The 21752-nt window shown below is 71.1% G+C and carries 21 protein-coding genes and 1 pseudogene; 10 read left to right on the top strand and 12 right to left on the bottom strand.

What is annotated here, in order from left to right:
* Window positions 1-50 precede the first annotated feature (50 nt).
* The gene (locus tag RLT59_RS13580; protein WP_311303649.1) at window positions 51-1346 is read left to right on the top strand and encodes a metallophosphoesterase; all 1296 of its coding nucleotides are present in this window, start codon (window positions 51-53) and stop codon (window positions 1344-1346) included.
* Between the two features lie 209 nt (window positions 1347-1555).
* Window positions 1556-3109 carry an ABC transporter substrate-binding protein gene (locus tag RLT59_RS13575; protein ID WP_311303648.1) on the top strand — a complete coding sequence of 518 codons (1554 nt, stop codon included), beginning with the start codon at window positions 1556-1558 and terminating at the stop codon, window positions 3107-3109.
* Window positions 3110-3160: 51 nt separating this feature from the next.
* Here RLT59_RS13575 and RLT59_RS13570 read toward each other — a convergent pair whose 3' ends face one another.
* From RLT59_RS13570 to RLT59_RS13555, 4 genes and pseudogenes are all read right to left on the bottom strand, one after another.
* Window positions 3161-3886 (bottom strand): TetR/AcrR family transcriptional regulator, encoded by a 726-nt coding sequence (locus RLT59_RS13570; protein WP_311303647.1) that lies wholly within the window; start codon window positions 3884-3886, stop codon window positions 3161-3163.
* Window positions 3887-3906: 20 nt separating this feature from the next.
* Window positions 3907-4350: a thiol-disulfide oxidoreductase DCC family protein gene (locus tag RLT59_RS13565; protein WP_311303646.1), complete on the bottom strand. Its 444-nt coding sequence runs from the start codon at window positions 4348-4350 to the stop codon at window positions 3907-3909.
* Window positions 4351-4360: 10 nt separating this feature from the next.
* On the bottom strand, window positions 4361-4792 hold the full coding sequence (locus RLT59_RS13560; protein WP_311303645.1) for a hypothetical protein: 432 nt from the start codon (window positions 4790-4792) through the stop codon (window positions 4361-4363).
* Window positions 4793-4859: 67 nt separating this feature from the next.
* Window positions 4860-6087: pseudogene (locus RLT59_RS13555) on the bottom strand (MFS transporter).
* A gap of 88 nt (window positions 6088-6175) precedes the next feature.
* Here RLT59_RS13555 and RLT59_RS13550 point away from each other — a divergent pair.
* A complete protein-coding gene (locus RLT59_RS13550) occupies window positions 6176-6685 on the top strand; it encodes a MarR family winged helix-turn-helix transcriptional regulator (RefSeq protein WP_311303644.1) in 510 nt (169 codons plus the stop codon).
* Between the two features lie 110 nt (window positions 6686-6795).
* Here RLT59_RS13550 and RLT59_RS13545 read toward each other — a convergent pair whose 3' ends face one another.
* The 5 genes from RLT59_RS13545 to RLT59_RS13525 form a co-directional block, all read right to left on the bottom strand.
* Window positions 6796-7572 carry a succinate dehydrogenase iron-sulfur subunit gene (locus RLT59_RS13545; protein WP_311303643.1) on the bottom strand — a complete coding sequence of 259 codons (777 nt, stop codon included), beginning with the start codon at window positions 7570-7572 and terminating at the stop codon, window positions 6796-6798.
* Window positions 7572-9326, bottom strand: coding sequence for a succinate dehydrogenase flavoprotein subunit (gene sdhA / locus RLT59_RS13540; RefSeq protein WP_311303642.1), 1755 nt, complete (start codon window positions 9324-9326; stop codon window positions 7572-7574). Before sdhA ends, RLT59_RS13545 begins: the two co-directional genes overlap by 1 nt.
* A gap of 30 nt (window positions 9327-9356) precedes the next feature.
* On the bottom strand, window positions 9357-9830 hold the full coding sequence (locus RLT59_RS13535; RefSeq protein ID WP_024488891.1) for a succinate dehydrogenase hydrophobic membrane anchor subunit: 474 nt from the start codon (window positions 9828-9830) through the stop codon (window positions 9357-9359).
* Window positions 9831-9835: 5 nt separating this feature from the next.
* Window positions 9836-10216, bottom strand: coding sequence for a succinate dehydrogenase, cytochrome b556 subunit (gene sdhC / locus RLT59_RS13530; protein ID WP_073732547.1), 381 nt, complete (start codon window positions 10214-10216; stop codon window positions 9836-9838).
* Between the two features lie 220 nt (window positions 10217-10436).
* A complete protein-coding gene (locus RLT59_RS13525; RefSeq protein WP_311303641.1) occupies window positions 10437-10946 on the bottom strand; it encodes a 2-oxo-4-hydroxy-4-carboxy-5-ureidoimidazoline decarboxylase in 510 nt (169 codons plus the stop codon).
* Window positions 10947-11283: 337 nt separating this feature from the next.
* On the opposite strand from RLT59_RS13525, the gene RLT59_RS13520 reads away from it, so the two are divergent.
* From RLT59_RS13520 to RLT59_RS13500, 5 genes are all read left to right on the top strand, one after another.
* Entirely contained in the window at window positions 11284-12891 is a 1608-nt protein-coding gene (locus RLT59_RS13520; protein WP_311303640.1) for a beta-N-acetylhexosaminidase, read from the top strand.
* Window positions 12892-13084: 193 nt separating this feature from the next.
* Window positions 13085-13933: a DUF4328 domain-containing protein gene (locus RLT59_RS13515; RefSeq protein WP_311303639.1), complete on the top strand. Its 849-nt coding sequence runs from the start codon at window positions 13085-13087 to the stop codon at window positions 13931-13933.
* Window positions 13934-14067: 134 nt separating this feature from the next.
* Window positions 14068-14649 carry a hypothetical protein gene (locus RLT59_RS13510; protein WP_311303638.1) on the top strand — a complete coding sequence of 194 codons (582 nt, stop codon included), beginning with the start codon at window positions 14068-14070 and terminating at the stop codon, window positions 14647-14649.
* Window positions 14650-14924: 275 nt separating this feature from the next.
* On the top strand, window positions 14925-15725 hold the full coding sequence (locus RLT59_RS13505) for an RNA polymerase sigma factor (protein ID WP_311307717.1): 801 nt from the start codon (window positions 14925-14927) through the stop codon (window positions 15723-15725).
* Complete coding sequence (locus tag RLT59_RS13500; protein WP_311303637.1) at window positions 15725-16960, top strand: hypothetical protein; 1236 nt, start codon at window positions 15725-15727, stop codon at window positions 16958-16960. Before RLT59_RS13505 ends, RLT59_RS13500 begins: the two co-directional genes overlap by 1 nt.
* A 184-nt stretch (window positions 16961-17144) precedes the next feature.
* Here RLT59_RS13500 and RLT59_RS13495 read toward each other — a convergent pair whose 3' ends face one another.
* Window positions 17145-18086 carry a L,D-transpeptidase family protein gene (locus RLT59_RS13495; RefSeq protein ID WP_311303636.1) on the bottom strand — a complete coding sequence of 314 codons (942 nt, stop codon included), beginning with the start codon at window positions 18084-18086 and terminating at the stop codon, window positions 17145-17147.
* 253 nt (window positions 18087-18339) lie between these two features.
* Here RLT59_RS13495 and leuE point away from each other — a divergent pair, with 253 nt between their 5' ends.
* Window positions 18340-19008 carry a leucine efflux protein LeuE gene (gene leuE / locus RLT59_RS13490; protein WP_311303635.1) on the top strand — a complete coding sequence of 223 codons (669 nt, stop codon included), beginning with the start codon at window positions 18340-18342 and terminating at the stop codon, window positions 19006-19008.
* Between the two features lie 38 nt (window positions 19009-19046).
* Here leuE and RLT59_RS13485 read toward each other — a convergent pair whose 3' ends face one another.
* Both RLT59_RS13485 and RLT59_RS13480 read right to left on the bottom strand, forming a co-directional pair.
* On the bottom strand, window positions 19047-19505 hold the full coding sequence (locus RLT59_RS13485) for a MarR family winged helix-turn-helix transcriptional regulator (RefSeq protein WP_311307716.1): 459 nt from the start codon (window positions 19503-19505) through the stop codon (window positions 19047-19049).
* Window positions 19506-19547: 42 nt separating this feature from the next.
* Window positions 19548-20972, bottom strand: a complete 1425-nt coding sequence (locus RLT59_RS13480) for an FAD-dependent monooxygenase (RefSeq protein WP_311303634.1) — start codon at window positions 20970-20972, stop codon at window positions 19548-19550.
* A 60-nt stretch (window positions 20973-21032) separates the two neighbouring features.
* On the opposite strand from RLT59_RS13480, the gene RLT59_RS13475 reads away from it, so the two are divergent.
* Window positions 21033-21677, top strand: coding sequence for a TetR/AcrR family transcriptional regulator C-terminal domain-containing protein (locus RLT59_RS13475; protein ID WP_311303633.1), 645 nt, complete (start codon window positions 21033-21035; stop codon window positions 21675-21677).
* Window positions 21678-21752: the final 75 nt, after the last annotated feature.

Below are 21752 nucleotides of genomic sequence, written 5' to 3'. Positions count from 1 at the left end.
CGCACGGACCGAATAAGGACAAAAAGGGCGGCGCAGCGCACGTGGCAGTCATGGGATTCGCTCTGCTGGCGATCGTGGCCCTCGCGCTGCTCGTCGCCGTGCACCGCTATGTGTGGCGCCGCTTCGTCGGTGACACGACCGCCGCGGGCAGCCGGCTGCGCCGGGCGGGCACGGTGGCGGCGTACGTGCTCCCGCTGCTGAGCGTCGGTGCCCTGGTCTCCGGCCGTTCTGGGGTGCCGTTCCGGCTCCAGCAGGTGCTGGCCTGGCCGGGCTACCTGTGGCTGGCCGCGCTGCTCTACCTGACCCTGGCCCTGCTGGTCGGCGAGGCGGTACGGCCGCTGCTGCGCCGGCTGCTCGCGCGCCGCGCGACCGCGCCCGGGGCCGAGCCGGCGCGCACGCCGGAGGCCGAGCGCGCCGGAGCCGCCGCCGGCACCAGGACAGCCGCACCGCCCTTACGTCCCGCGCCGCCCGCACCGCCCTCCCCGCAGTCCGCTGCCACCTCCGCCGACTCCGCCGCCACTGCCTCGCGACGGCTCTTCGTCGCGCGGGCCGTCGGGGGCGCCGCGGCCGTCGCCGGGCTGGGTACGGTCGGGTACGGCACGTACGGGGTGCTGCGCGGTCCGAGGGTCAAGCGCGTCACCATCCCGCTGGCCCGGCTGCCCCGCTCCGCGCACGGTTTCCGGATCGCCGTGGTCAGCGACATCCACCTCGGCCCGATCCTGGGCCGGGCGCACACCCAGCGGATCGTCGACACGGTCAACCGGACCCAGCCCGATCTGATCGCGGTCGTCGGGGACCTGGTCGACGGATCGGTCGCGGATCTCGGTCCGGCCGCGGAGCCGCTCGCGCGCCTCCGCTCCCGGCACGGCGCGTTCTTTGTCACCGGCAACCACGAGTACTACTCCGGTGCGGCCCAATGGGTGGACCACGTAAGGGAATTGGGGATGCACCCGCTGGAGAATGCCCGGGTGGAGATCGACGGCTTCGATCTGGCCGGGGTCAATGACATCGGGGGCGAGAGCGAGGGACAGGGGCCGGACTTCGGCCGCGCCCTGGGCGACCGGGACCGCTCACGGGCCGCCGTCCTCATGGCCCATCAGCCCGTCCTCATCGACGAGGCCGTCGCGCACGGCGTGGACCTGCAGCTCTCCGGGCACACCCACGGCGGCCAGCTCTGGCCGGGCAACTACATCGCGGAACTGTCCAACCCCACGGTCGCCGGTCTCGAACGCTACGGCGACACCCAGCTGTACGTCACGCGCGGCGCGGGTGCCTGGGGTCCGCCGGTACGGGTCGGCGCCCCCTCGGACATCACCGTCGTCGAACTCGCTTCCAAGCGTGCCTAGTCCGCCTCCCCGGGATGAATTCGGTGACCGGCCACCAACCCTCTGTATTCGGCCTATCGTCGAAGGTTTCAAGTAACGAACAAAAGGCTATGTATCCCTGATTTCCTCTTCCAGATGTGAAAATCGTGTGATTGGCTGAGCGCGAACGTGCGGTGATCTGCGTATCTGAGCGCGACACCGAGGTGGGGCTGTTAAGGGAGAGCACGGCAATGCGGTCGATCCGAATACGGATTCTCGCGATTCTCGCGGTTTTGGTCATCGCAGGCGTCGGCGCCTGGCAGTTGCTTCCCTCGGACGGAGCGAAGGAGGATCCGGTCTCCGTCGGCACGACCGACATAGTGACCTCGCTCGACCCGGCGGGAGCGTACGACGCCGGCTCGTGGGCGATGTACAGCAACATCTACCAGTCCCTCATGACGTTCAAGTCCGGGGCGATCGTCCCCGAGCCGGACGCGGCCGAGAGCTGCGGCTTCCTCGGCGGGAAGCTCCAGACGTACCAGTGCAAGCTCCGTGACGACCTGTCGTTCTCCAACGGCCGGAAGATCACCGCGGAGGACGTCAAGTACTCCTTCGAGCGGATGCTCAGGATCAAGACGGACGTCGGTCCCTCGGTGCTGTTCCCGACCCTCAAGAACGTGGTGACCGAGGGCCGGATGATCACGTTCAACCTCTCCGCGCGCGACGCGACCTTCCCGCAGAAGCTCGCCACCGGGGCCGGTTCGATCGTCGACCGGGAGGCCTACTCGGAGAGCAAGCTGCGGTCCGACAACAAGGTCAGCGGCTCGGGGCCGTACGTGCTCAAGTCGTACGAGCCGGGCTCCAAGGCCGAACTGGTGCCGAACAGCAAGTACAAGGGCGCGCTCAAGAAGACCGGTGGACCGGTCACCGTGCGCTACTACCAGCAGTCGGACGACCTGCTGGCGGCCTGGAAGTCGGGGCAGGTCGATGTCACGCACCGTCAGCTCCCGCCGTCCGCGCTCGCGGAGCTGAACCCCGGTGACGCCGATCAGCGCGTCACGGAGGCGGACAGCGCCGAGATCCGCAACCTCGTCTTCAACGTCCGCGCCGGTTCGCCGCTTGCCGACAAGCGGGTCAGGCAGGCCATCGCGTCGATCATCGACCGCGCGCCGCTGGTGACCAAGGTCTACCAGGGCACCGTCGAGCCGCTCTACTCGCTGATCCCGCAGGGCTACATCGGGCACAGCACCCCGTTCTTCGACGAGTACCCGTCGCCCGACCCCGAGCGCGCCAAGAAGCTGCTCCAGGAAGCGGGCGTCCAGCTGCCGCTCCCGATCACCTTCGCCTACCGTACCGGCGACTCGTACACGCCGGAGAGCAAGGAGATCCAGCGTCAGCTGAACGCGGACGGGCTGTTCAAGGTGACGATCAAGTCCGTGGAGTGGACGGCGTTCCAGAAGGGCTACGCGGCCGGCAAGTACGACATGTACACCGTCGGCTGGCTCCCCGACTACCCGGACCCCGACACCTTCAGCCAGCCGCTCGTGGGCCGCGACACCAGCCTCCACAACGGCTACACCAGCAAGAAGATGGACCAGCTGATCAGCGACACGCTGCAGTTCAGCGACCGCAGCCGCACCTCCGCCGACTTCAAGGACCTCCAGAAGCTGGTCGGCGAGGACGTGCCGCTCGTCCCGCTGTGGCAGAAGAAGGACTACGTCCTCGCCAAGCCCGACGTGGCCGGTTCGCAGTACCTCTCGGACGGCACCGGCATCTGGCGGCTGTGGGAACTCGGCTGGATCTGACGGTCCGTCACGGACCGGTGAACGGAACGAACAGGAGCGGCCGCTCCGGCGTCAACGGGGCGGCCGCTCCGGCGTGTGCCCCGTCGCACCCGGCAGGAACTCCTCCAGCACCGCGTGGACCTGGCGCACGAGCGGCCGCAGCACCCGGAACCGGGACAGCGCGATGGCCCGCGCGATGATCGGGGCGGTGCGCTCCACGAGGCGGCGGCTGCGGTCCGCGTTGTCCGTGCGGTCGTAGACCCAGTACAGCACCAGGCCCATCTGGTTCAGCCACATCAGCTGCGGCAGCAGCTCCGCCAGTTCGGGATCGACCTTGGTGTCCGCGCCCGCCAGGCAGCGCTGGTGGATGGAGATCGCCGCGTCCCGCGCCGCGACGGAGTCGTTGGAGAAGGGGCTGAGCGGGCTCTCCGGATCGGCGGCGTTCTTGAAGAACTGGGCGGCGAAGCGGTGGTACGGCTCCGCCACGTCCAGCCAGCAGAGGAGGACCCCGCGGATGCGTACCGCGAGGTCCTGGTCGCCGGCCAGGACCGGCTGGACCGCCGCCTCGTGCTCGGCGGCGATCCGGTCGTAGAAGCCCTGGACGAGGTGTTCCTTGGACGAGAAGTAGTAGTACGCGTTCCCTACGGAGACACCGGCCTCCTGGGCGATGGCCCGCATCGTCGTCTTGTCGTAACCGCGTTCCTGGAAGAGCCGGAGCGCGGTTTCGAGGATGAGTGTGCGGGTCTGCTCGCTCTTGGGAGCCTTGACTTCCTTCACGTCCTTCTCTTCCTTCACCACGGTCCCGAGGGTATCCGGGATCACCGTGTGCCGGGCTCCGGCCCCCGCACCGCGCACTCCCCGCCGCCCCCGTCCGCCCCGCAGGGCGCCGCCGTCAGCGAGCGGTACTTCGCGGCGGCGAGGACGGTCGCCCTGGCGAAGGGGCGGCCGGCCGGGGTGGTCAGCCAGTGGGCCTTCGGCCGGTGCTCGGCCAGCGCCCAGAGGCAGACGATCCACGCGGACGTGGACCGGTAGACCTGGCCCCCGTCACCGATCACCGTGATCTCCTCCAGCGTTCCGGAGTGGTCGAGACCGGGGAAGCGGCGGTGTGCCTCGGCGGAGCCGGCCGGGACCAGATCCAGCGGGACCAGCTGGCGCTGCCTCATCAGCCACTGCCGCAGATGGACGCAGAGCGAGCACTGCGCGTCGTAGAGGACGGTGAGCCGGGTGACGGACTGCCGCCGCCCGGCTGTCCGGGCTGTCATGGCCTCGCCCTCACGCCTTGCCGGCGGGAGCGGTCCACGGGCCGGGGCCCGGAGGTGTCCACCCCTGCGGCGCCACGGGCGGGGTGTGCTCGCGTTCCATCATTCCCCGGCGGCGGATCCTGTTCAGCACGTAGACGTTGCAGAGATGCATGACCCCGAGGACGAGCAGGACGACGCCGACCTTCACCGAGAGCGCGTCGAAGAGGCCGCGGGCGTCGGTGACCGATTCGGAGTTCTTCAGGTAGAGCGTCACGAACCCCAGGTTGACCAGGTAGAAGCCGACCACCAGCAGGTGGTTGACGGCATCCGCGAGTTTCTCGTTCCCGTGCAGCACATCGGCGAGGAACACCTTGCCGTTGCGGCTGAGCGTGCGGGCCACCCAGATGGTGAGCGCCACGCTGATGAGCAGGTAGATGACGTACGCGACAACAGTGAGGTCCATGCCCCACCCTCCCTTGAACGCGTTCAATTGCTGTTGTCATGGACTGTAGACCTGGTTTTGAACATGTTCAAGCCGGTGCTCCGGTGGTGCGCGTCACCTTCCCGTCGGGCGCCGTTAAGCGTCGTACGTCCGGTACCGCGGCGGTGGCCGGACAGGTGGCCCCGACCGCCGTCCCGGCTGCGGCCAGCGGGAGTTCGGCGCCCCAGGCCGAGGCCGCCAGTGGGGCGAGGGCGTACCCCAGCGGCATCGCCCCGAGCGAGAGCAGCCAGTCGTACGAGGTCACCCGGGCCAGCGCGTGCGCGGGCACGGCGGACTGGACGGCGGTCTCCCGGACCGGGTTGAGGTAGCCCAGCCCGGCCTGGGAGACCCCGCACGCGGCGATGGTGACGAGCGCCGGGGCGTGGGCGGCCGGCAGGCAGAGCGGCGGCGCGTAGAGGGCGAGGCCCAGGTTGGCGATCAGGACCGGGCGGCGGGGGCGGGCCCGGCCGGCCAGCAGCGAGCCGAGCAGCAGTCCGACGGCGCCGGTCTGGAGGAAGGCGAGCCACATGCCCCTGCCGCCCAGGTGGTGGAGGAAGAGCGCCGGGCCGAGCGTCATCAGGACGGCCGCCGCGCCGTTCCAGACGGAGTGCGCGATCAGGCTCCGTCCAGTACCAGTCGCGGCCGCGGACCTCGCCCCAGCCCTCCTTGAGGTCGCTGAGCACGGAGCTGCGGGCGACGGGGACGTGCCGGACGTCGATCGCGGAGAGCAGGGCCGCGCTGACCGCGAAGCTGGCGCCGTCCAGCACGAACGCCCAGCCGGGTCCCGCGGTGAGGACCAGTGCTCCAGCGACGGCGGGGCCGCCGATCCGGGTGGCGCTGCTGACCACCGCCATCAGGGAGTTGGCGCGCAGCAGCCCGGACTCCGCCACGGTGCCCCGGATCAGCGGCGAGACGGTCGGCGTCGCGAACGCCCCGGCGGCGCCGCCGATCGCCTCCGCCACCGCGATCTGCCACAGCGCCGGTGCGCCGGAGAGGAGCTCGGCGCCGACGAAGAGCTGGCTGGCGCACCGTACGAGATCGGTGGTGAGCGCGACCGTACGGGCGTTGAAGCGGTCGCCCACGACGCCACCGAGCGGCAGCAGGAGCAGCTTGGGCACCATCGCGCAGCCGAGCACCAGGGCGAGTGCGCCGGTCGAGCCGGTGGCCGGGTGGACGGCGAGGGTGAGGGCCGCGGGGATCGCCGCGTCACCGAGCATCGAGAGGCTGCGCCCGATGAGGAGCAGGCGGAAGGAGCGGGTGCGCAGAGGATGAGGCATGGCGCGGAATCTATTTCGTTTCCGAAGTATTAGTCAACGAAATATGAAGCAGCGAACGGCAGTTGGGGTTCGGCGTAGGCTGTGGACCATGGAGCGACGCGACTGGACCGACGGACACGTGGAGCGGTGGAAGCCGGTTCTCCCGGAACTCGACCCGGACGTCGAGGGCGCGGTGACCAGGATGAAGAAGCTCTCCGTCCATCTGCGCCGGGTGCGCGAACAGTCCCTCATCGACTTCGACCTGGACCGCCAGGAGTTCGACACCCTGCACAAGCTCGCCGGGCGCGGCGGCACGGCCGCCCCGTCCGATCTCACCGCCGACCTCGACCTCGCGCCCGCCTCCGTCACCGGCCGGCTGGACGCGCTGGAGCGTCGCGGATTCGTCCGCCGTACGCCCTCCACCACCGACCGGCGGCGCGTGGACGTGGAGCTGACGGACCGGGGACGTTCGACATGGCTCGGCGCGATGGACGTCCTCGGCAACGAGGAGGGGCGGCTGCTCGACGTCCTCGGCAAGGACGAACGCCGGCTGCTCAACGCCATGCTGCGGCGCATCATGGTGGTCGCGGAGGACCGGGGCGGCGCCGCCTGGGACTGACGGGCCCGCGCGCATGGCGGGGAGCCCGGTCCGCGCGCATGACGAAGGGGCCCCGGTCCGCGCGGTGTCCGCGCGGGCCGGGGCCCCTTCGTCGCCTGCGTCCTATGGAGTCAGAAGCGACGCGTGATCAGCGCGCGCTTGACCTCCTGGATCGCCTTGGTGACCTCGATGCCACGCGGGCAGGCGTCCGTGCAGTTGAAGGTGGTGCGGCAGCGCCACACCCCGTCACGGTCGTTGAGGATCTCCAGGCGCTGCTCGCCGCCCTCGTCGCGCGAGTCGAAGATGAAGCGGTGCGCGTTGACGATCGCCGCCGGGCCGAAGTACTGCCCGTCGTTCCAGAACACCGGGCACGAGGACGTGCACGCGGCGCACAGGATGCACTTGGTGGTGTCGTCGAAGCGCTCGCGGTCCTCGGGGGACTGCAGACGCTCGCGGGTCGGCTCGTTCCCCTTGGTGATGAGGAAGGGCATGACGTCGCGGTAGGCCTGGAAGAACGGGTCCATGTCGACCACGAGGTCCTTGAGGACCGTGAGGCCCTTGATGGCCTCGACCGTGATCGGCTTCTCCGGGCTCAGGTCCTTGATCAGCGTCTTGCAGGCGAGCCTGTTCTTGCCGTTGATCCGCATCGCGTCCGAGCCGCAGATGCCGTGCGCGCAGGAGCGGCGGAAGGTCAGCGTTCCGTCGGTCTCCCACTTGATCTTGTGAAGGGCGTCGAGAACACGCTCCTTCGGGTCGATCTCGATCTGGAAGTCCTGCCACTCGGACTCCTCGGAGACCTCCGGGTTGAACCGGCGGATCCGGAAGGTGGCGGTGATGTACGGGGAATCGGCGAAGCCGGCCTCGGGCTCGGGGACCTTGTCGGCCTTTTCCATCGTGGGGGTAGCCATCAGTACTTACGCTCCATCGGCTGGTAGCGGGTCTGGACGACCGGCTTGTAGTCCAGCCGGATCGACTCGGTGCCGTCGTCGGCGACCTCGCGGTACGCCATGGTGTGGCGCATGAAGTTGACGTCGTCGCGGGTCGGGAAGTCCTCGCGGTAGTGACCGCCGCGGGACTCCTTGCGCGCCAGCGCGGAGGTGGCCATGACCTGGGCGAGGTCGAGCAGGTTGCCCAGCTCGACGGCCTCCAGCAGGTCAGTGTTGAACCGCTTGCCCTTGTCCTGGATGGACACGTGAAGGTAGCGCCTGCGCAGCTCCGCGATCTTGTCGACCGCCGTCTTGATGGTCTGCTCGGTGCGGAAGACCATCACGTTGGCGTCCATGCACTCCTGCAGCTCCAGGCGGATCGTGGAGACCCGCTCGGTGCCGGTGGAGTTGCGCAGCCGCTCGACCTGGTCGATGACCATCTGCGCCGGGTTCTCGGGAAGTTCGAGGTGGTCGTTCTTCGAGGCGTAGTCGGCGGCGGCGATGCCGGAGCGGCGGCCGAAGACGTTGATGTCGAGCAGCGAGTTGGTGCCGAGGCGGTTGGCGCCGTGCACGGAGACACAGGCGACCTCGCCGGCGGCGTACAGGCCCGGGACGACGGTGGTGTTGTCGGCCAGCACCTCGCCCTGGACGTTGGTCGGGATGCCGCCCATGGCGTAGTGCGCGGTCGGCTGGATCGGGATCGGGTCCGTGTAGGGCTCGATGCCGAGGTACGTACGCGCGAACTCGGTGATGTCCGGGAGCTTGGCGTCCAGCTGCTCCGGCGGCAGGTGCGTCAGGTCGAGGTAGACGTGGTCGCCCTCGGGACCGCAGCCGCGGCCCTCGCGGATCTCCGTGTAGATGGAGCGCGAGACGACGTCACGCGAGGCCAGGTCCTTCATGACGGGGGCGTACTTCTCCATGAAGCGCTCGCCGTCCTTGTTGCGGAGGATGCCGCCCTCACCGCGGGCGCCCTCCGTCAGCAGGATGCCCATGCGCCAGATGCCCGTCGGGTGGAACTGGAAGAACTCCATGTCCTCCAGCGGCAGACCCCGGCGGTAGCAGGCGGCCTGGCCGTCACCGGTCAGGGTGTGCGCGTTCGACGTCACCTTGAAGAACTTGCCGGTGCCGCCAGAGGCGTAGATGACCGACTTCGCCCGGAAGACGTGGATCTCGCCGGTGGCCAGCTCGTAGGCGACGACGCCGGCGGACTTCTTGACGCCGTCCTCCTCGACGACCAGCTGGTCCAGGACGTAGAACTCGTTGAAGAACTCCACGCCCTCCTTGACGCAGTTCTGGTACAGCGTCTGGAGGATCATGTGGCCGGTGCGGTCGCCCGAGTAGCAGGCACGACGGACCGGGGCCTCGCCGTGGCTGCGGGTGTGACCGCCGAAGCGGCGCTGGTCGATCTTGCCCTCGGGCGTGCGGCCGAACGGCAGGCCCATCTTCTCCAGGTCGAGAACGGCGTCGATGGCCTCCTTCGCCAGGATCTCGGCGGCGTCCTGGTCGACCAGGTAGTCGCCGCCCTTGATCGTGTCGAAGGTGTGCCACTCCCAGTTGTCCTCCTCCACGTTGGCGAGCGCGGCGGCCATGCCGCCCTGCGCGGCGCCCGTGTGGGAGCGGGTGGGGTAGAGCTTGGTCAGCACGGCGGTGCGGCTGCGCTTGGTCGACTCGATGGCCGCGCGCATACCGGCGCCGCCGGCGCCGACGATGACGGTGTCGTACGTGTGGATCTGCATGGTTTACCTCTGGTCCTTCGGGCCCGGCGCCTAGCGGATGTTCGGGTCGAAGGTGAAGATCACCAGCGTGCCCAGCAGGACGGTGAACACCGTGGCGGTGTACAGCAGCATCTTCAGCCAGAAGCGGGTGTTGTCCCGTTCGGCGTAGTCGTTGATGACCGTACGGAGACCGTTGGCGCCGTGCAGCATGGCGAGCCACAGCATCGCCAGGTCCCACATCTGCCAGAACGGCGAGGCCCAGCGGCCGGCCACGAAGGCGAAGCCGACCTTGGACACACCGCCGTCCAGCACCAGCTGGATCAGCAGGTGGCCGATGACCAGGACGACCAGGACGATGCCCGACAGGCGCATGAAGAGCCAGGCGTACATCTCGAAATTGGTGCGCGACCCCTTGGGCGTCTTGCCGGTCCGCGTACGCGGGGGCTCGATCACGGGGGCCGGATTGTCGACATCGTAGAGGCTGACGCCTTCGACTGCGCCGATCGCGGAAGTCTCGGTGGACATGGGCCTCAGCTCCCGAAGATGGAACGGACGGCGTGGCCGAGGACGGGGTACAGGGCCCCGACCATGAGCACGATCCAGATGCCCAGCACGGTCCAGAGCATCTGCTTCTGGAGTCGCGGGCCCTTGGCCCAGAAGTCCACAGCGATGATGCGGAGACCGTTCAGAGCGTGGAAGAGAATCGCGGCCACGAGGCCGTATTCGAGGAGCGCGACGGGCCATGTCTTGTACGTGGCCACGACCTCGTCGTAGGCCTCGGGGGAGACACGGACGAGAGCGGTGTCCAGGACGTGTACGAACAGGAAGAAGAAAATGAGGACACCGGTGACTCGATGAGCCACCCAGGACCACATGCCTTCCCGGCCGCGGTACAGCGTTCCAGCCGGCACGGAAGAACCCTCCGGGAGCGGGGATTGGGGTCGGCCGGCTTGACTGTCGGTCTGACCCGGCCGGGTACGGTCCACCGGCCCCGGCCATCGTAGCGACGGTTTGTCGGTTCGTTCGCGGCGGGGCCTCTGGTGTGATCAAAGTGGCAACCGATCAGGCACGGACGGGCTAGGCACAGGCCTGTCCGCAGGGCAGGGGCCATCCGGAGCCGCCCGTAACCCGTTACTGACTCGATACCAGACCGATGATGCGTCCCCGGGCGAGTCGCCGCATCTCGTCCGCTGTCACCACCCGCTCCTGCTCCGGATCGTGGCCCAGCCTGGCCCGGATGCCCGCCAGCACCTGGTCGGGGTGCTCGGCCGGGCGGACCCCGTCGAGGCAGATGACGAAGACATGCCCGAACTTCGACTCGTACGCGGCGTGCGCGGCGCCCAGCGCGAGGTGCGCGGAGGGTGCCGCGTCGGGTGCCAGCGCCGGGGAGACCTCGGCGGCGAGAGCCTCGGCGCGTTCGGTGAGGGAGAGGTCGTAGCCCGCCTCGTCGGCGGCGGCGAGCAGGGCGTCCAGGTCCGGGTAGGGGCGGTGGGCGGCCAGCCGCTGCGCCCAGCGGTGGCTGCCGAAGCAGTCCAGCAGGGCGGACTCGACGTCGGCGGCGGGCGCGGTGTTGAAACGCCGCAGGCCGAAGGCGTACGGGTCGGGCAGGCCGGGGGCGGGACCGCAGCTCTGTACGGGCACGGCGGTCCGCCGGACGGGCCGGTGCGGTTGCTCCGGCAGGCCGGCGTGGGACTCGCTGGACCTGGACAGCGTGGGCTCCTCGAATCAGCGGCATCTGTGAACCTGGAGTGGAGTGGAAGCGGAGTGACCAGGTGGATGCAGGGTGAAGGGAGAGACGAATGTGTCTCAAAGGTATCGAGGCCGGGCAACAGCCGTCCGGCGGATGTGCGAATTTCACCCGGACGGGAGAGCGGGCCGGAGAGTTTCGGAGTGACTGCTGGACGAAATAGTGAGGAGAATGGCCGGCTATCTCCTCACTTCTGCCCTCTTTCCCGCTAAAACCGGAGGTTTCTGACCGATGTCGCTCTCACGCGGCGCCCTCGCGGCCGGAGCGGCCATCACCGCGGCCGCCGCGGCGACGCTCACCGTCGTCCTGTGGCCCGACGGCTCCGACAACGCCCGCAGGTCCGGGGCCGCGTCCTCGGCCTCGGCCTCGTCCGCCGCCCCCACCCCCTCCCTGGCCCGCAGCTACCCGCTGTCGAAGACGCCCCGCACCATCCCCGCGGTACGCGAGCACACCGCCGCCCACGGTCCCGGCTGGCGGCCGGGCAAGGGCAGCACGGTGGTGATCGCGGACGGCAGCAAGGGGCTCGCCGACGAGGGGCGGCTGCTCGCGGGCGAGCTCAAGATCGGCTACCGGGGCGAGGCGGCGGCGCGGGCCGGCGATGTGGAACTGGCCCTCACCCCGAAGGTCGAGGGCGGGCCCGAGTCGTACACCCTGAAGACCCACGACGGCCGCGTCACGATCAGCGGACCCGGCCAGGCGGGCGTCTTCTACGGGACCCGCACCCTCAAGCAGTCGGTGCGGGCCGACGGCCTCATGCCGGAGGGCGAGGTGCGCGACCGCCCCGACCGCCCGCAGCGCGGGCTCAACCTCGACATCGCACGCAAGTTCTACAGCGTCGGCTGGATCGAGGACCGGCTGCGCGAGATGGCCGACCTCAAGCTCAACCAGCTCGGCCTGCACTTCTCCGACGACCAGGCCTTCCGCGTCGAGTCCGACACCCACCCCGAGATCGTGTCGCCCGAGCACCTGACCAAGGCGCAGGTGCGGCAGATCGTCGCCCTGGCCGGCCGGCTGCACATCCAGGTGGTGCCGGAGATCGACTCCCCGGGCCACCTCGGCGCGGTCCTGCGCGCCCACCCCGACCTCCAGCTGCGCAATGTGTCGGGCGTGGCCTCGCAGGGGTCGCTCGACATCTCCAAGCCGGGCGCGGCGAAACTCGTCGACGAACTGCTCGGTGAGTACACGGAGCTCTTCCCCGGCACGTACTGGCACCTGGGCGCCGACGAGTACCTCGCGCTGATGGCGCGGGACCCGGCCGCCTCCTACCCGCAACTCCAGGCGGCAGCCGTCAAGAAATACGGGACGAAGGCCGGGATCTCGGACCTCGCCACCGGCTGGCTCAACGACCGCGCTGCGGTGGTCCGCCCGCACGGCAAGCAGCCCAAGGCATGGAACGACGGCCTCTTCCGCGACAGCGCCGTCAAGGCGGAGAAGGACATCGAGATCGAGTACTGGACGGGCAAGGAGTACGGGGCCCGGCAGCCGGACGAGTACCTGCGCGAGGGCCGCAAGGTGCTGAACCTCAACGACGAGTTCCTCTATTACGTGCTCGGCCAGCCCAACGACTTCGTCTACCCCACCGGCAAGCGGATCTACGAGCAGTGGACCCCCCTCGTCATGCGCGGCACCACCCCGGTCCCGGCGCGCTACTCCCACCAGATCCTCGGCGGCCGGTTCGCCGTCTGGGGCGATCTGCCGAAGGCCCAGACCGCGGCGCAGGTCGCGCAGGGCATCCGGATGCCCTTGCGGGCGACGTCCCAGAAGCTGTGGGACCCGGGGAAGCCGAAGCTGAGCTGGGACGGGTTCCGGAAGCTGGCCGGGGAGATCGACAAGGGCTGAGCGCCGCACCGGGGCAGAAGTGCCGGAGTGGTGGAGCACCTGTGGATTCCCTGTGGACAGGGGAGTGGCCGGGAGCTAGGTTCCGGAGGCCGCGCGCACTTGGGGAGGAGCGCGCGACTTCTGTCATCCGCTCTTTTCCGCTCTTTTCCGCGCCCGGAATCTCCGTGCGTCCATAACCCTGGGGGGTTGCTCCATGCTCTGTTCCACCTGCGGCACCAGACCGTCGGCCGGCTCCGGCGGACGCTGCGCGCTCTGCGCGCCGACCGCCGGAAGGGCCGCCGCACCCGTCGTCGCGCAGGCCGCCGGACGGGCCAGGGCTCAGGCCTCGTCCGCCCCGGCCTTCACCGCTCCGCAGCAGTGGCTGCGTTCGCCCGAGGGGCTCGCGAAGGCCGTCGTCGTCCTGCTGGCGGTGGCCGCCGTGGCGGACCTGCTGGCGGTGGCCGCGGACCTCAACGTCCGCACGCTGATCGGCGATGGTCTCGACGCCGTAGAAGACGGGAGTTTCGTGGGGATCGACGCGGCGGACGCCGACCGGGCCGACACGCTCTACGCGGCGGCCGGCGTCCTGCAGATCCTCACCACCCTCGCCGCCGCCATCGGCTTCCTCATGTGGTTCTGGCGGGTCCGGGCGAACGCCGAGATCTTCGACGCGAGCGCTCAGCCGATGCGGCCCGGCTGGGCCATCGGTGGCTGGTTCGTTCCGGTCGCCGGGCTGTGGCTGCCGCGCCGGATCGCCGGCGGCATCTGGCGCGCGAGCGCGCAGACCAACACCGACGGCACCTGGCGCGAGGTCTCCCGTACCCCGATGAACCTGTGGTGGGGCACCTGGGTGGCCTCGATGGTGTTCGGCCGGTTCGCCACCGCCCGGTACGACCGGGCGGAGCTGCCGCAGCAGATCATGGACGCCGCCTCGATGGTGGTGGTGTCCGATCTGCTCGGCGTCGCGGCCGCGGTCTTCGCGATCCTGTTCGTGCGCGAGCTGACCAGGATGCAGGGGGAGCGGGCCGCCATCGGCCTGTTCCCGCTCAACGCCCGGCTGTAGCGACGCCCCACGGACAGCAAGCGGTTTCGGCCGCCCGCAGTGACGATTTTCGGCCATTCGGCGCTGAACGCGGTAACAGGAAGCACTGCGTCCCCATGCGTCCCGGCGTGGGGAGGGCCGACGGGAGACTGCCGATGAGCCTGCTGGAACTGATCGCCGCCGCCGACGAGCGGGGCCTGACCGCGAGCGGGGCCGCCTGCCTCGACCGCTGCCTGCCGCAGCCCGCCGACGGCGCGGACCCCGATCCGCTGCGCCCGCTCTGGGCCGGCTGCGCGGACGGGGCGGCCTGGCCGGACCGGCTGACCGAGGCGCGCGCGGCGCTGGACGCCCTGCCGGGCGGGGACGCGACCGTCCAGCGAATCCGCGAACTGCTCGGCCAGGCCCCCGCGGTCCGGGCGGGCGCCGGGCTGCGCGACTGGGCCGACGACTGCTCGGTGCTGGCCCTGGAGATCCACCTCGGCCACGACGCCGAACGCACCGGCCCCGCGGAGCTGGTGGCGCGCTGCCGTGCGGGCGACCCGCGAGGGGCGGGACCGCTGCTGGCCGGGGAGACCGCGCGCCAGGCCCGGATCCTGGAGATGCTGGCCGAGATCGCCGACACGGCCCCGGCGGGCGCCGGGCTCCGTCAGGTCCTTGACGTGTCGGCCGAGGGGCAGCGCGTGCTGCGCGCGGCGGCCTCGCGGCGCGCCCGCGCGAGTGACCTGCGCATCGCATAACGGCAGGTCAGGAGTCAGCAGAAAAGAGGACGACCGGGGCCGCCACCCCCCACAGGAGAGGCCCCGGTCGTCTTCCGCGGGGCCGCGGAACGACCCCGTACTCATCTCAGCGTCGGGACCGCGATTTCTGTCACACCGCTTCGCGTCCGCACAATGTTGCGGGTTGTACAAGTCATGGACGTGATGCCCGCGAAGGACGTAGCGTGCTGATTCGCGCAGGGTGGCGCGGCAGTGGTGACCAGCTGCGATTCAGGACAGCAGGGCAGGTTGAGGGAGTGCTGGGGGACGACGCGGGGCTCACCGCCGCGGTGCTCGCGGCGCAGGACGGGGACGAGGACGCCTTCCGGACTGTGTACCGCGCTGTGCAGCCGCGGTTGCTGGGCTACATAAGGACGCTGGTGGGGGAGCCGGACGCCGAGGACGTGGCGTCCGAGTCCTGGCTCCAGATAGCGCGCGACCTCGACCGGTTCAGCGGGGACGCGGACCGGTTCCGGGGATGGGCGGCGCGCATAGCGCGTAACCGTGCCCTGGACCATCTGCGGATGCGCGGCAGGCGCCCCTCGGCCGGCGGTGACGAGGCCGAACTGTCCGAGAAGCCCGCCGAGTCCGATACCGCGGCCGAGGCGATCGAGGCCCTGGCCACCGGGCGCACCATGTCGCTCATCGCCCAGCTGCCGCAGGACCAGGCAGAGGCCGTCGTGTTGCGTGTGGTGGTCGGGCTGGACGCGAAGAGCGCGGCGCAGACGCTGGGCAAGCGGCCGGGTGCGGTACGGACCGCCGCGCATCGCGGGCTGAAGCGGCTCGCCGAACTGCTGCGGGCGGACAGCGCGGACGCGCCGGACGGCACCGCGCGTCCGGAGGGCGGGAGCGGTCCGGGCCACGCGGAGGAGGGCCGGACGGACGGCGGCGCCTCCAGGCAGGCCGACGGGCCGGGCCCCGTACAGGCACCGCACGGGACTGCGGCCGGACGGACGGCGGAACTGGGCGCCGTACCCGCGCAGCGCCCCTCTCGCACCGGCCTGGTGGCGCCCGCCGGTGTGACGCATTCGCGTCTGTGGACGCAGAAGGACATGTGATGGCCGACGAGCAGTACGAATGGCTTGACAAGGAAACGGCGGAGAGACTTCTCCGCCGTGAACCGGTCGATCCCGTCGACGGCCAGCAGGGACAGGATGCCGACAGGCTCGCGGCCGCCTTGGACGCCGCCGCCCGGTCCGCCCGCCCGGCCGCCGGTGAACTCCCCGGCGAGGCCGCCGCCCTGGCCGCCTTCCGCGCCGCCCCGCGCTCCGCGGCCCGTACCCGCTCCGCGTCCGCGCGGGCCGGCCGCGGATCCGCCGCCGGGCCGGACGGGGGCGGTGGCGGCATGCTGGCACCCGTGCACATAGGCAGGGCCGGTTCCGGCAACGGGCCGGGTGCCGGAACCGGCACCCGGCCGCCGAGCTGGAGCCGGCCCGTCCGCTTCGGTCTGGTCGCCTCCCTCGCGTGCTGCGCGATCGGCGGGGTGGCGGTGGCCGCCGGGACCGGGGTGCTGCCCGGACCCTTCGGCCGGCACGCCCCCGCGCCGGCGACGTCGGTGTCGGCCGCCGCCTCGCCCGAGGAGCTCGGCTCCGGCCTCACGGCCGACGGGACGCCGGAGCCGCCGTCCGGCACGCCGAGCCCGAAGAGTTCGCCCCCCGAGGCCCCGGACTCCGCCCGCCCCGGCGGCAAGGACACCGAGGGCCCCGGCCCCACCGGACCCGCCACCGACGGCGGGACCGGCGCCGGAAAACACGAGGACCCGGCCGGCGGCGTCCCGGACAGTACCGAGGGGACGGGCGGTGACCGTGACGGCTCCGGGCAGCCCGGTACCCCGCCGCCCGACACCTCGGGCGCCTGGTACGCCAGGACGCTCAAGGCCTGCCGCGACTACCGCGACGGCAAGCTCGACGACGACCGCCGGAGCCGCCTCGAAGCGCTGGCCAAGGGCGCCCGCAACCTGGACCGGTTCTGCGAGCGGATGCTCGACGCGGCCGACGGCAAGGGTGGCGACGGCGGCAACAGCGGCAGTGGCAGCAGCGGTGGCAGCGGTCAGGACGGCGACGACGGCGGCAGCGGCGGTGGTTCGGACGGCGGTGGTTCGGACGGCGGTGGCCACTCACCGTCCGGCGGCTTCGGCTCCCTCCCGTCGATCGGTTTCTCCCCCGCGTCACCGCAGCCGTCGGCGGCCTTCGCCGGAGCAGAACCCGGAACGGAAGCGGGAACAGAACCCGCGACGGACCCCGGAACGGACGCCGGTGCCTCGCCGCCGGTGGTGCCCGCCGAGGCCCGCTGACCCCGTCCGCCACCGGGTGTGACGTTTTTCGGCACGCGGACGCAGTACAGAGTGAGCCGACTGGTCATCGGCAGCGTCCTGAGCCGGGGTTCCCCCGTACCTTCGGCTCGGCGCAACGGCGCGGGCGGGACACGTTCCCCCGGTCCCGCCCGCGCCCCTCACCCGTACAGGCCGTTCAGGCCGTTCAGTTGTAGACGACGACCTTGTCGCCGTTGCGGACCTGGGCGTACAGCGAGGCGATCTTCCCCTCGTCCCGGACGTTGACGCAGCCGTGCGAGGCGCCGTTGTAGCCGCGGGCCGCGAAGTCCGAGGAGTAGTGCACCGCCTGCCCGCCGCTGAAGAACATCGCGTACGGCATCGGGGAGTCGTAGAGCGTCGACACATGGTGCCGGGACTTCCAGTAGACGGAGAAGGTGCCCTCACGGGTCGGTGTGTACTGCGAGCCGAACCGCACGTCCATCGACGAGAGGACCTTGCCGTCGATCATCCAGGACAGCGACCTGCTGTTCTTGCTGATGCAGATCACCCGGCCCGTCATACACCGCTTGTCCGGCTTCGCGACCGGCCGGGTGGTCGGCGGGTTCAGCTCCGCCGCCGTCGGCTCGTGCGTCATGCCGAGCAGCTTCTGCCAGGTGAGCGTGTCCGCCTTCCCGGTACGGGGCAGTCCGCGCTTGCCCTGGAACGACTGCACCGCGGTGACCGTGACGGTGCCGTAGTAGCCGGTGGGGGTGCGGTTGAAGTGGCCTATCTGGCGCAGCCGGGCCTGGAGCTCGCGCACCTGCTTGCCCTGCGCGCCGTTCGCCATCAGCACCTTGCCCTGCGGGTCGGGTGCGGCCGGGGCCGTCGCCGTGGGTGTGGGCGTGGGCTTCGGCGGTGTGCTCGCGGACGGCGTCGGCGTCCCCGGCTCGTCCGCGCCGGGCTTGGTGTCGTCGGGCTTGGCGTCGTCGGTGGGGCTGCCGCTCGTCGGCGCGGGCGACGGGGCCGCCGGGGTGCTGCCCGCGGCCTGCGGTTCGCACCCCGCGGTCACGGCGGTCAGCGCGAGGACGGCGACGGCGGCGCCGGCCGTCGCCACCGCACGGCTGCCCCGGTGCGCGCGGCCGCGCCCGGTCCTTCTGGTGCGTATCATCTCGGCCCCCTGGGTCTCCGGTATCTCATGAGACGGATTCCCGCCCTGCCCGGTTGCCGAATCCCGGACATGACGGCGAAAGCGTTATCGAGATTCACCGGTTACCGATCAGCGGCCGGAGCGGGAGACGGCGGGCTGCCGCGGAGGCACTCGCGAGGGTGATCTCTCGCCGTTTGTCCGTGGCCCTGGAGAAACGTCGTTTGACCTGAACCCGGCGCCCGGAGTGTCGTACCCGCGTGCGACACTCCGTTTCATGCTGGGTGTCATTGACCTTCCGACCTATCTCGCCGGCCTGGTGCTGATCGTTCTGCTGCCGGGCCCGAACTCGCTGTACGTGCTGTCCGTCGCCGCCCGGCGCGGGGTGCGGACCGGCTATGTGGCCGCGGCCGGGGTGTGGACCGGGGACACCGTGCTGATGACCCTGTCCGCGCTGGGAGCGTCGTCCCTGCTCCAGACGACGCCCGTGCTGTTCGCCGTGGTGAAGTTCGCCGGGGCGGGCTATCTGACCTGGCTGGCCTTCGGGATGCTGCGGGCCGCGGTGTCCATGTGGCGCGAGCGGCACCGGCGGGTGGCCGAGCTGACGGGCGAGTCCGCGGACGGGGCCGAGTCGATCGGCACCATGGAGCGGCCGTACCGGCGGGCGCTGGTGGTCAGCCTGTTCAACCCGAAGGCGATCCTGTTCCTGATCTCGTTCTTCGTGCAGTTCGTCGATCCGGGATACGCCTATCCGGCGCTCTCCTTCCTGCTGCTGGGCACGCTGCTCCAGGCCGCCAGCTTCCTGTACCTCTCCGCGCTGATCTTCGGCGGTACCCGGCTGTCGGCCGCGTTCCGCCGCCGCAAGCGGCTCTCGGCCGGGGCCACTTCGGCGGCGGGCGTGCTGTTCCTCGGCTTCGCGGCGAAGCTGTCGCTGAGCAGCGTCTGACCAGGCTTCGACGGGGCGGGCCCGCCCCGCCCGCCCCGTCAGTGGTGCCAGGCCTTGCCGCCGACGTTGTGGATCATGCGCTGGAGCACCTTCATGGTGCGGACGAACTCCTCGGGCGGGATGCCGTCGTGGATCTCCGCGCTCGCCCGCGAGACGCGTGCGTGGGCCCGGGTGCGCAGCTCGGCGCCCTCGGGGGTCAGCCGCAGCCGGGTGCCGGCGTCCTGGGTGATCAGGGCCTGGTCGACCAGGGCGTCGACCTCGGGTTCCATGCCGTCCCCGACGTCGAGGTAGCCGCGGAGCATGGCGACCACCTCCGCCCGGGGGCGGCCCGATTCGTCCGCGTCGGCCAGTTGGTTCAGCACCCACCAGCGGGGCTGCGTCAGACCGTGTTCGGCGAGGGCGGCCCGGATGTGGCCCACGGTCGCGACGTGTGCGGCCCAGCTCCAGTAGCCGATCGGCTGCCCGGCGAGCCCTTCGTCGTCATGTGAGTAGTCCATTGAGTTGTCCGATGAGGAGTCCATGACGGCGACGGTAGGAACTCAAGCGCGCTTGAGGTCAAGGCCCAGCGGTGCCAGGTACCCGGCGAGGCCGTCGGCGTCCTCGCCCGCCCAGCCGATGTAGCCGTCCGGCCGGACCAGGAACAGCCCCTCGCCGTACGCCTCGTACGCGTCGACGCGGTGCACCCGGAGGCCTTCCGGAGCGGCGGGCTCCGGAAGCTCCGCGTCGGTGCCGACCGCCAGCAGCGTGAAGTGCGGGCCCCGGTAGACGTCGAACAGTCGCCGGTCGCCGGAGGGCCCGTCGGGGGCGCGGTCACCGGCCTCCAGAACGCCCGCGCGGCCCGAGGAGAGCGGGCCGCCCCGGTAGCCGACGCCCAGCTGCTGGGCGGCCGCGCCGCGCTCCTGCTCGCCCCGGTGGATCCGGGTGGACAGGCCGAGCACCTCGGCGGCGACCGGGCGGCGCTCCTGCTCGTACGTGTCCAGCAGGGCCGGGGGCGCACCGTGGTTGAGCACCTGGCCGAGCTTCCAGCCGAGGTTGTACGCGTCCTGGACGCTGGTGTTCAGCCCCTGTCCGCCCGCCGGGGAGTGGACGTGGGCCGCGTCCCCGGCCAGGAAGACCCGGCCCTCGCGGAAGCGGTCGGCCAGGGCGGCGCGCGGCCGGAAGTCGGAGGACCAGCGCACCTCGGTGACGTCCGCCGCCGCCAGGTGCGTGCGTGCGGCGACCAGCGCGCGCACCCCCTCCGCAGAGGTGTCGGGCTCGCCCTCCTTGAACTGGGCGGCCAGCTGGAAGTCCTCGGTGCCGGGCAGCGGGCACAGCGTGATGAACCCGGCGTCGGTGTTCATCGAGTGCCAGTTGAGCCGGTCCAGCGCGTCCCCGGCGACCCGTACGTCGGCCACCAGCATCGGTGCCGGGTCCACCGTCTCGCCGGTCATCGCGATGCCCAGCGTCCGCCGCACCGTGGAGCGCCCGCCGTCCGCCGCGACCAGGTAGGAGGCGCGGACCGGGCCGGTGGACAACTGGGCGGTGACCCCGTCCGGGTCCTGGCCGAGGCCGGTCAGCGCGGTGTCGAACACCACGTCCCCACCCAGCTCCCGCAGCCGGGCCAGCAGGATCTCCTGGGTCCGCCACTGCGGCATCAGCCACGGCTCCCCGTACGGCTCGGCGTCCGTCGGCGCCGCCACCCGGAACATCCGGTGCTCGCCCATCCGCTCACCGTTCTGCCAGGCCATCCCGACCGGCGCCGGACCGCCGTGCTCGCGGACCGCGTCGCCCACCCCGAGGTCGTCCAGGACCTCCCGGGTGCGGGGCTGGATGCCCTTGCCGCGCGAGCCGGGGAAGAGCGCGGGCGCCTGCTCCACGAGGAGGGCGGGCACGCCCCGGCGGGCCAGGTCGCAGGCGAGGGCGAGACCGCACGGACCGGCGCCGACGATCAGCACCTCAGTTTCCTTAACGCTGTTAAGTTCCATGCCGGGAGTCTGCGCTTAACGTTGTTAAGTTGTCAAGGCGGGGGCTGTTAACTTGACCGGGTGGGTACGACGAAGATCGACCGGTCCCGGGTGGCCGACACGGCGCTGCGGCTGCTGAACGAGGTGGGCCTGGACGGGCTCACCCTGCGTGCCATCGCCCGGGAGCTGGACGTCAAGGCGCCCGCGCTGTACTGGCACTTCAAGGACAAGCAGGCGCTGCTCGACGAGATGGCGACCGTGATGTACCGCCGGATGCTGGAAGAGGACCTGCCGGGTCCGGCGCCGCAGGGCTGGCAGGACCAGCTCGTCGCGTACAACAGCGGGCTCCGCCGCGGCCTGCTGCGCTACCGCGACGGGGCGAAGGTCTACGGGGGCGCGCAGTTCACCGGCACCGACCACGCAGACGGGCTCGAAGGGCATCTGCGCACCATGGTCGACGCGGGCTTCGAGCTGTGGCAGGCGGTCCGGGCGGGCACCACCGCGTACTCCTACACGATGGGCTTCGTCAGCGAGGAGCAGGGCGTGCGCCCGATGCCGGACCAGCGGCGGGAGGGCTTCGACGTCGCCGAACGCGCCGAACGGCTGGCCCGCTACCCGCTCGCCGCGGCGGCCGGCTCCGAGATCTTCGCCAACTACGACGAACGCTTCGAGGACGGCCTGCGGCTGATCATCGCGGGCATCGAGGCGCGGTACGGGGGAGGCTGAGGGCCCCGGCCACCAGCCCGACAGCCCTGGCCGTGGCTACGGGGCAGCCAGGGCCGCGCCAGCGGGACAGCCAGG

The organism is Streptomyces sp. ITFR-6 (assembly GCF_031844725.1).
GTDB lineage: Bacteria > Actinomycetota > Actinomycetes > Streptomycetales > Streptomycetaceae > Streptomyces.
Note: the sequence above shows the minus strand (reverse complement) of the source record. Positions and strands in the feature narration are given on the sequence as shown.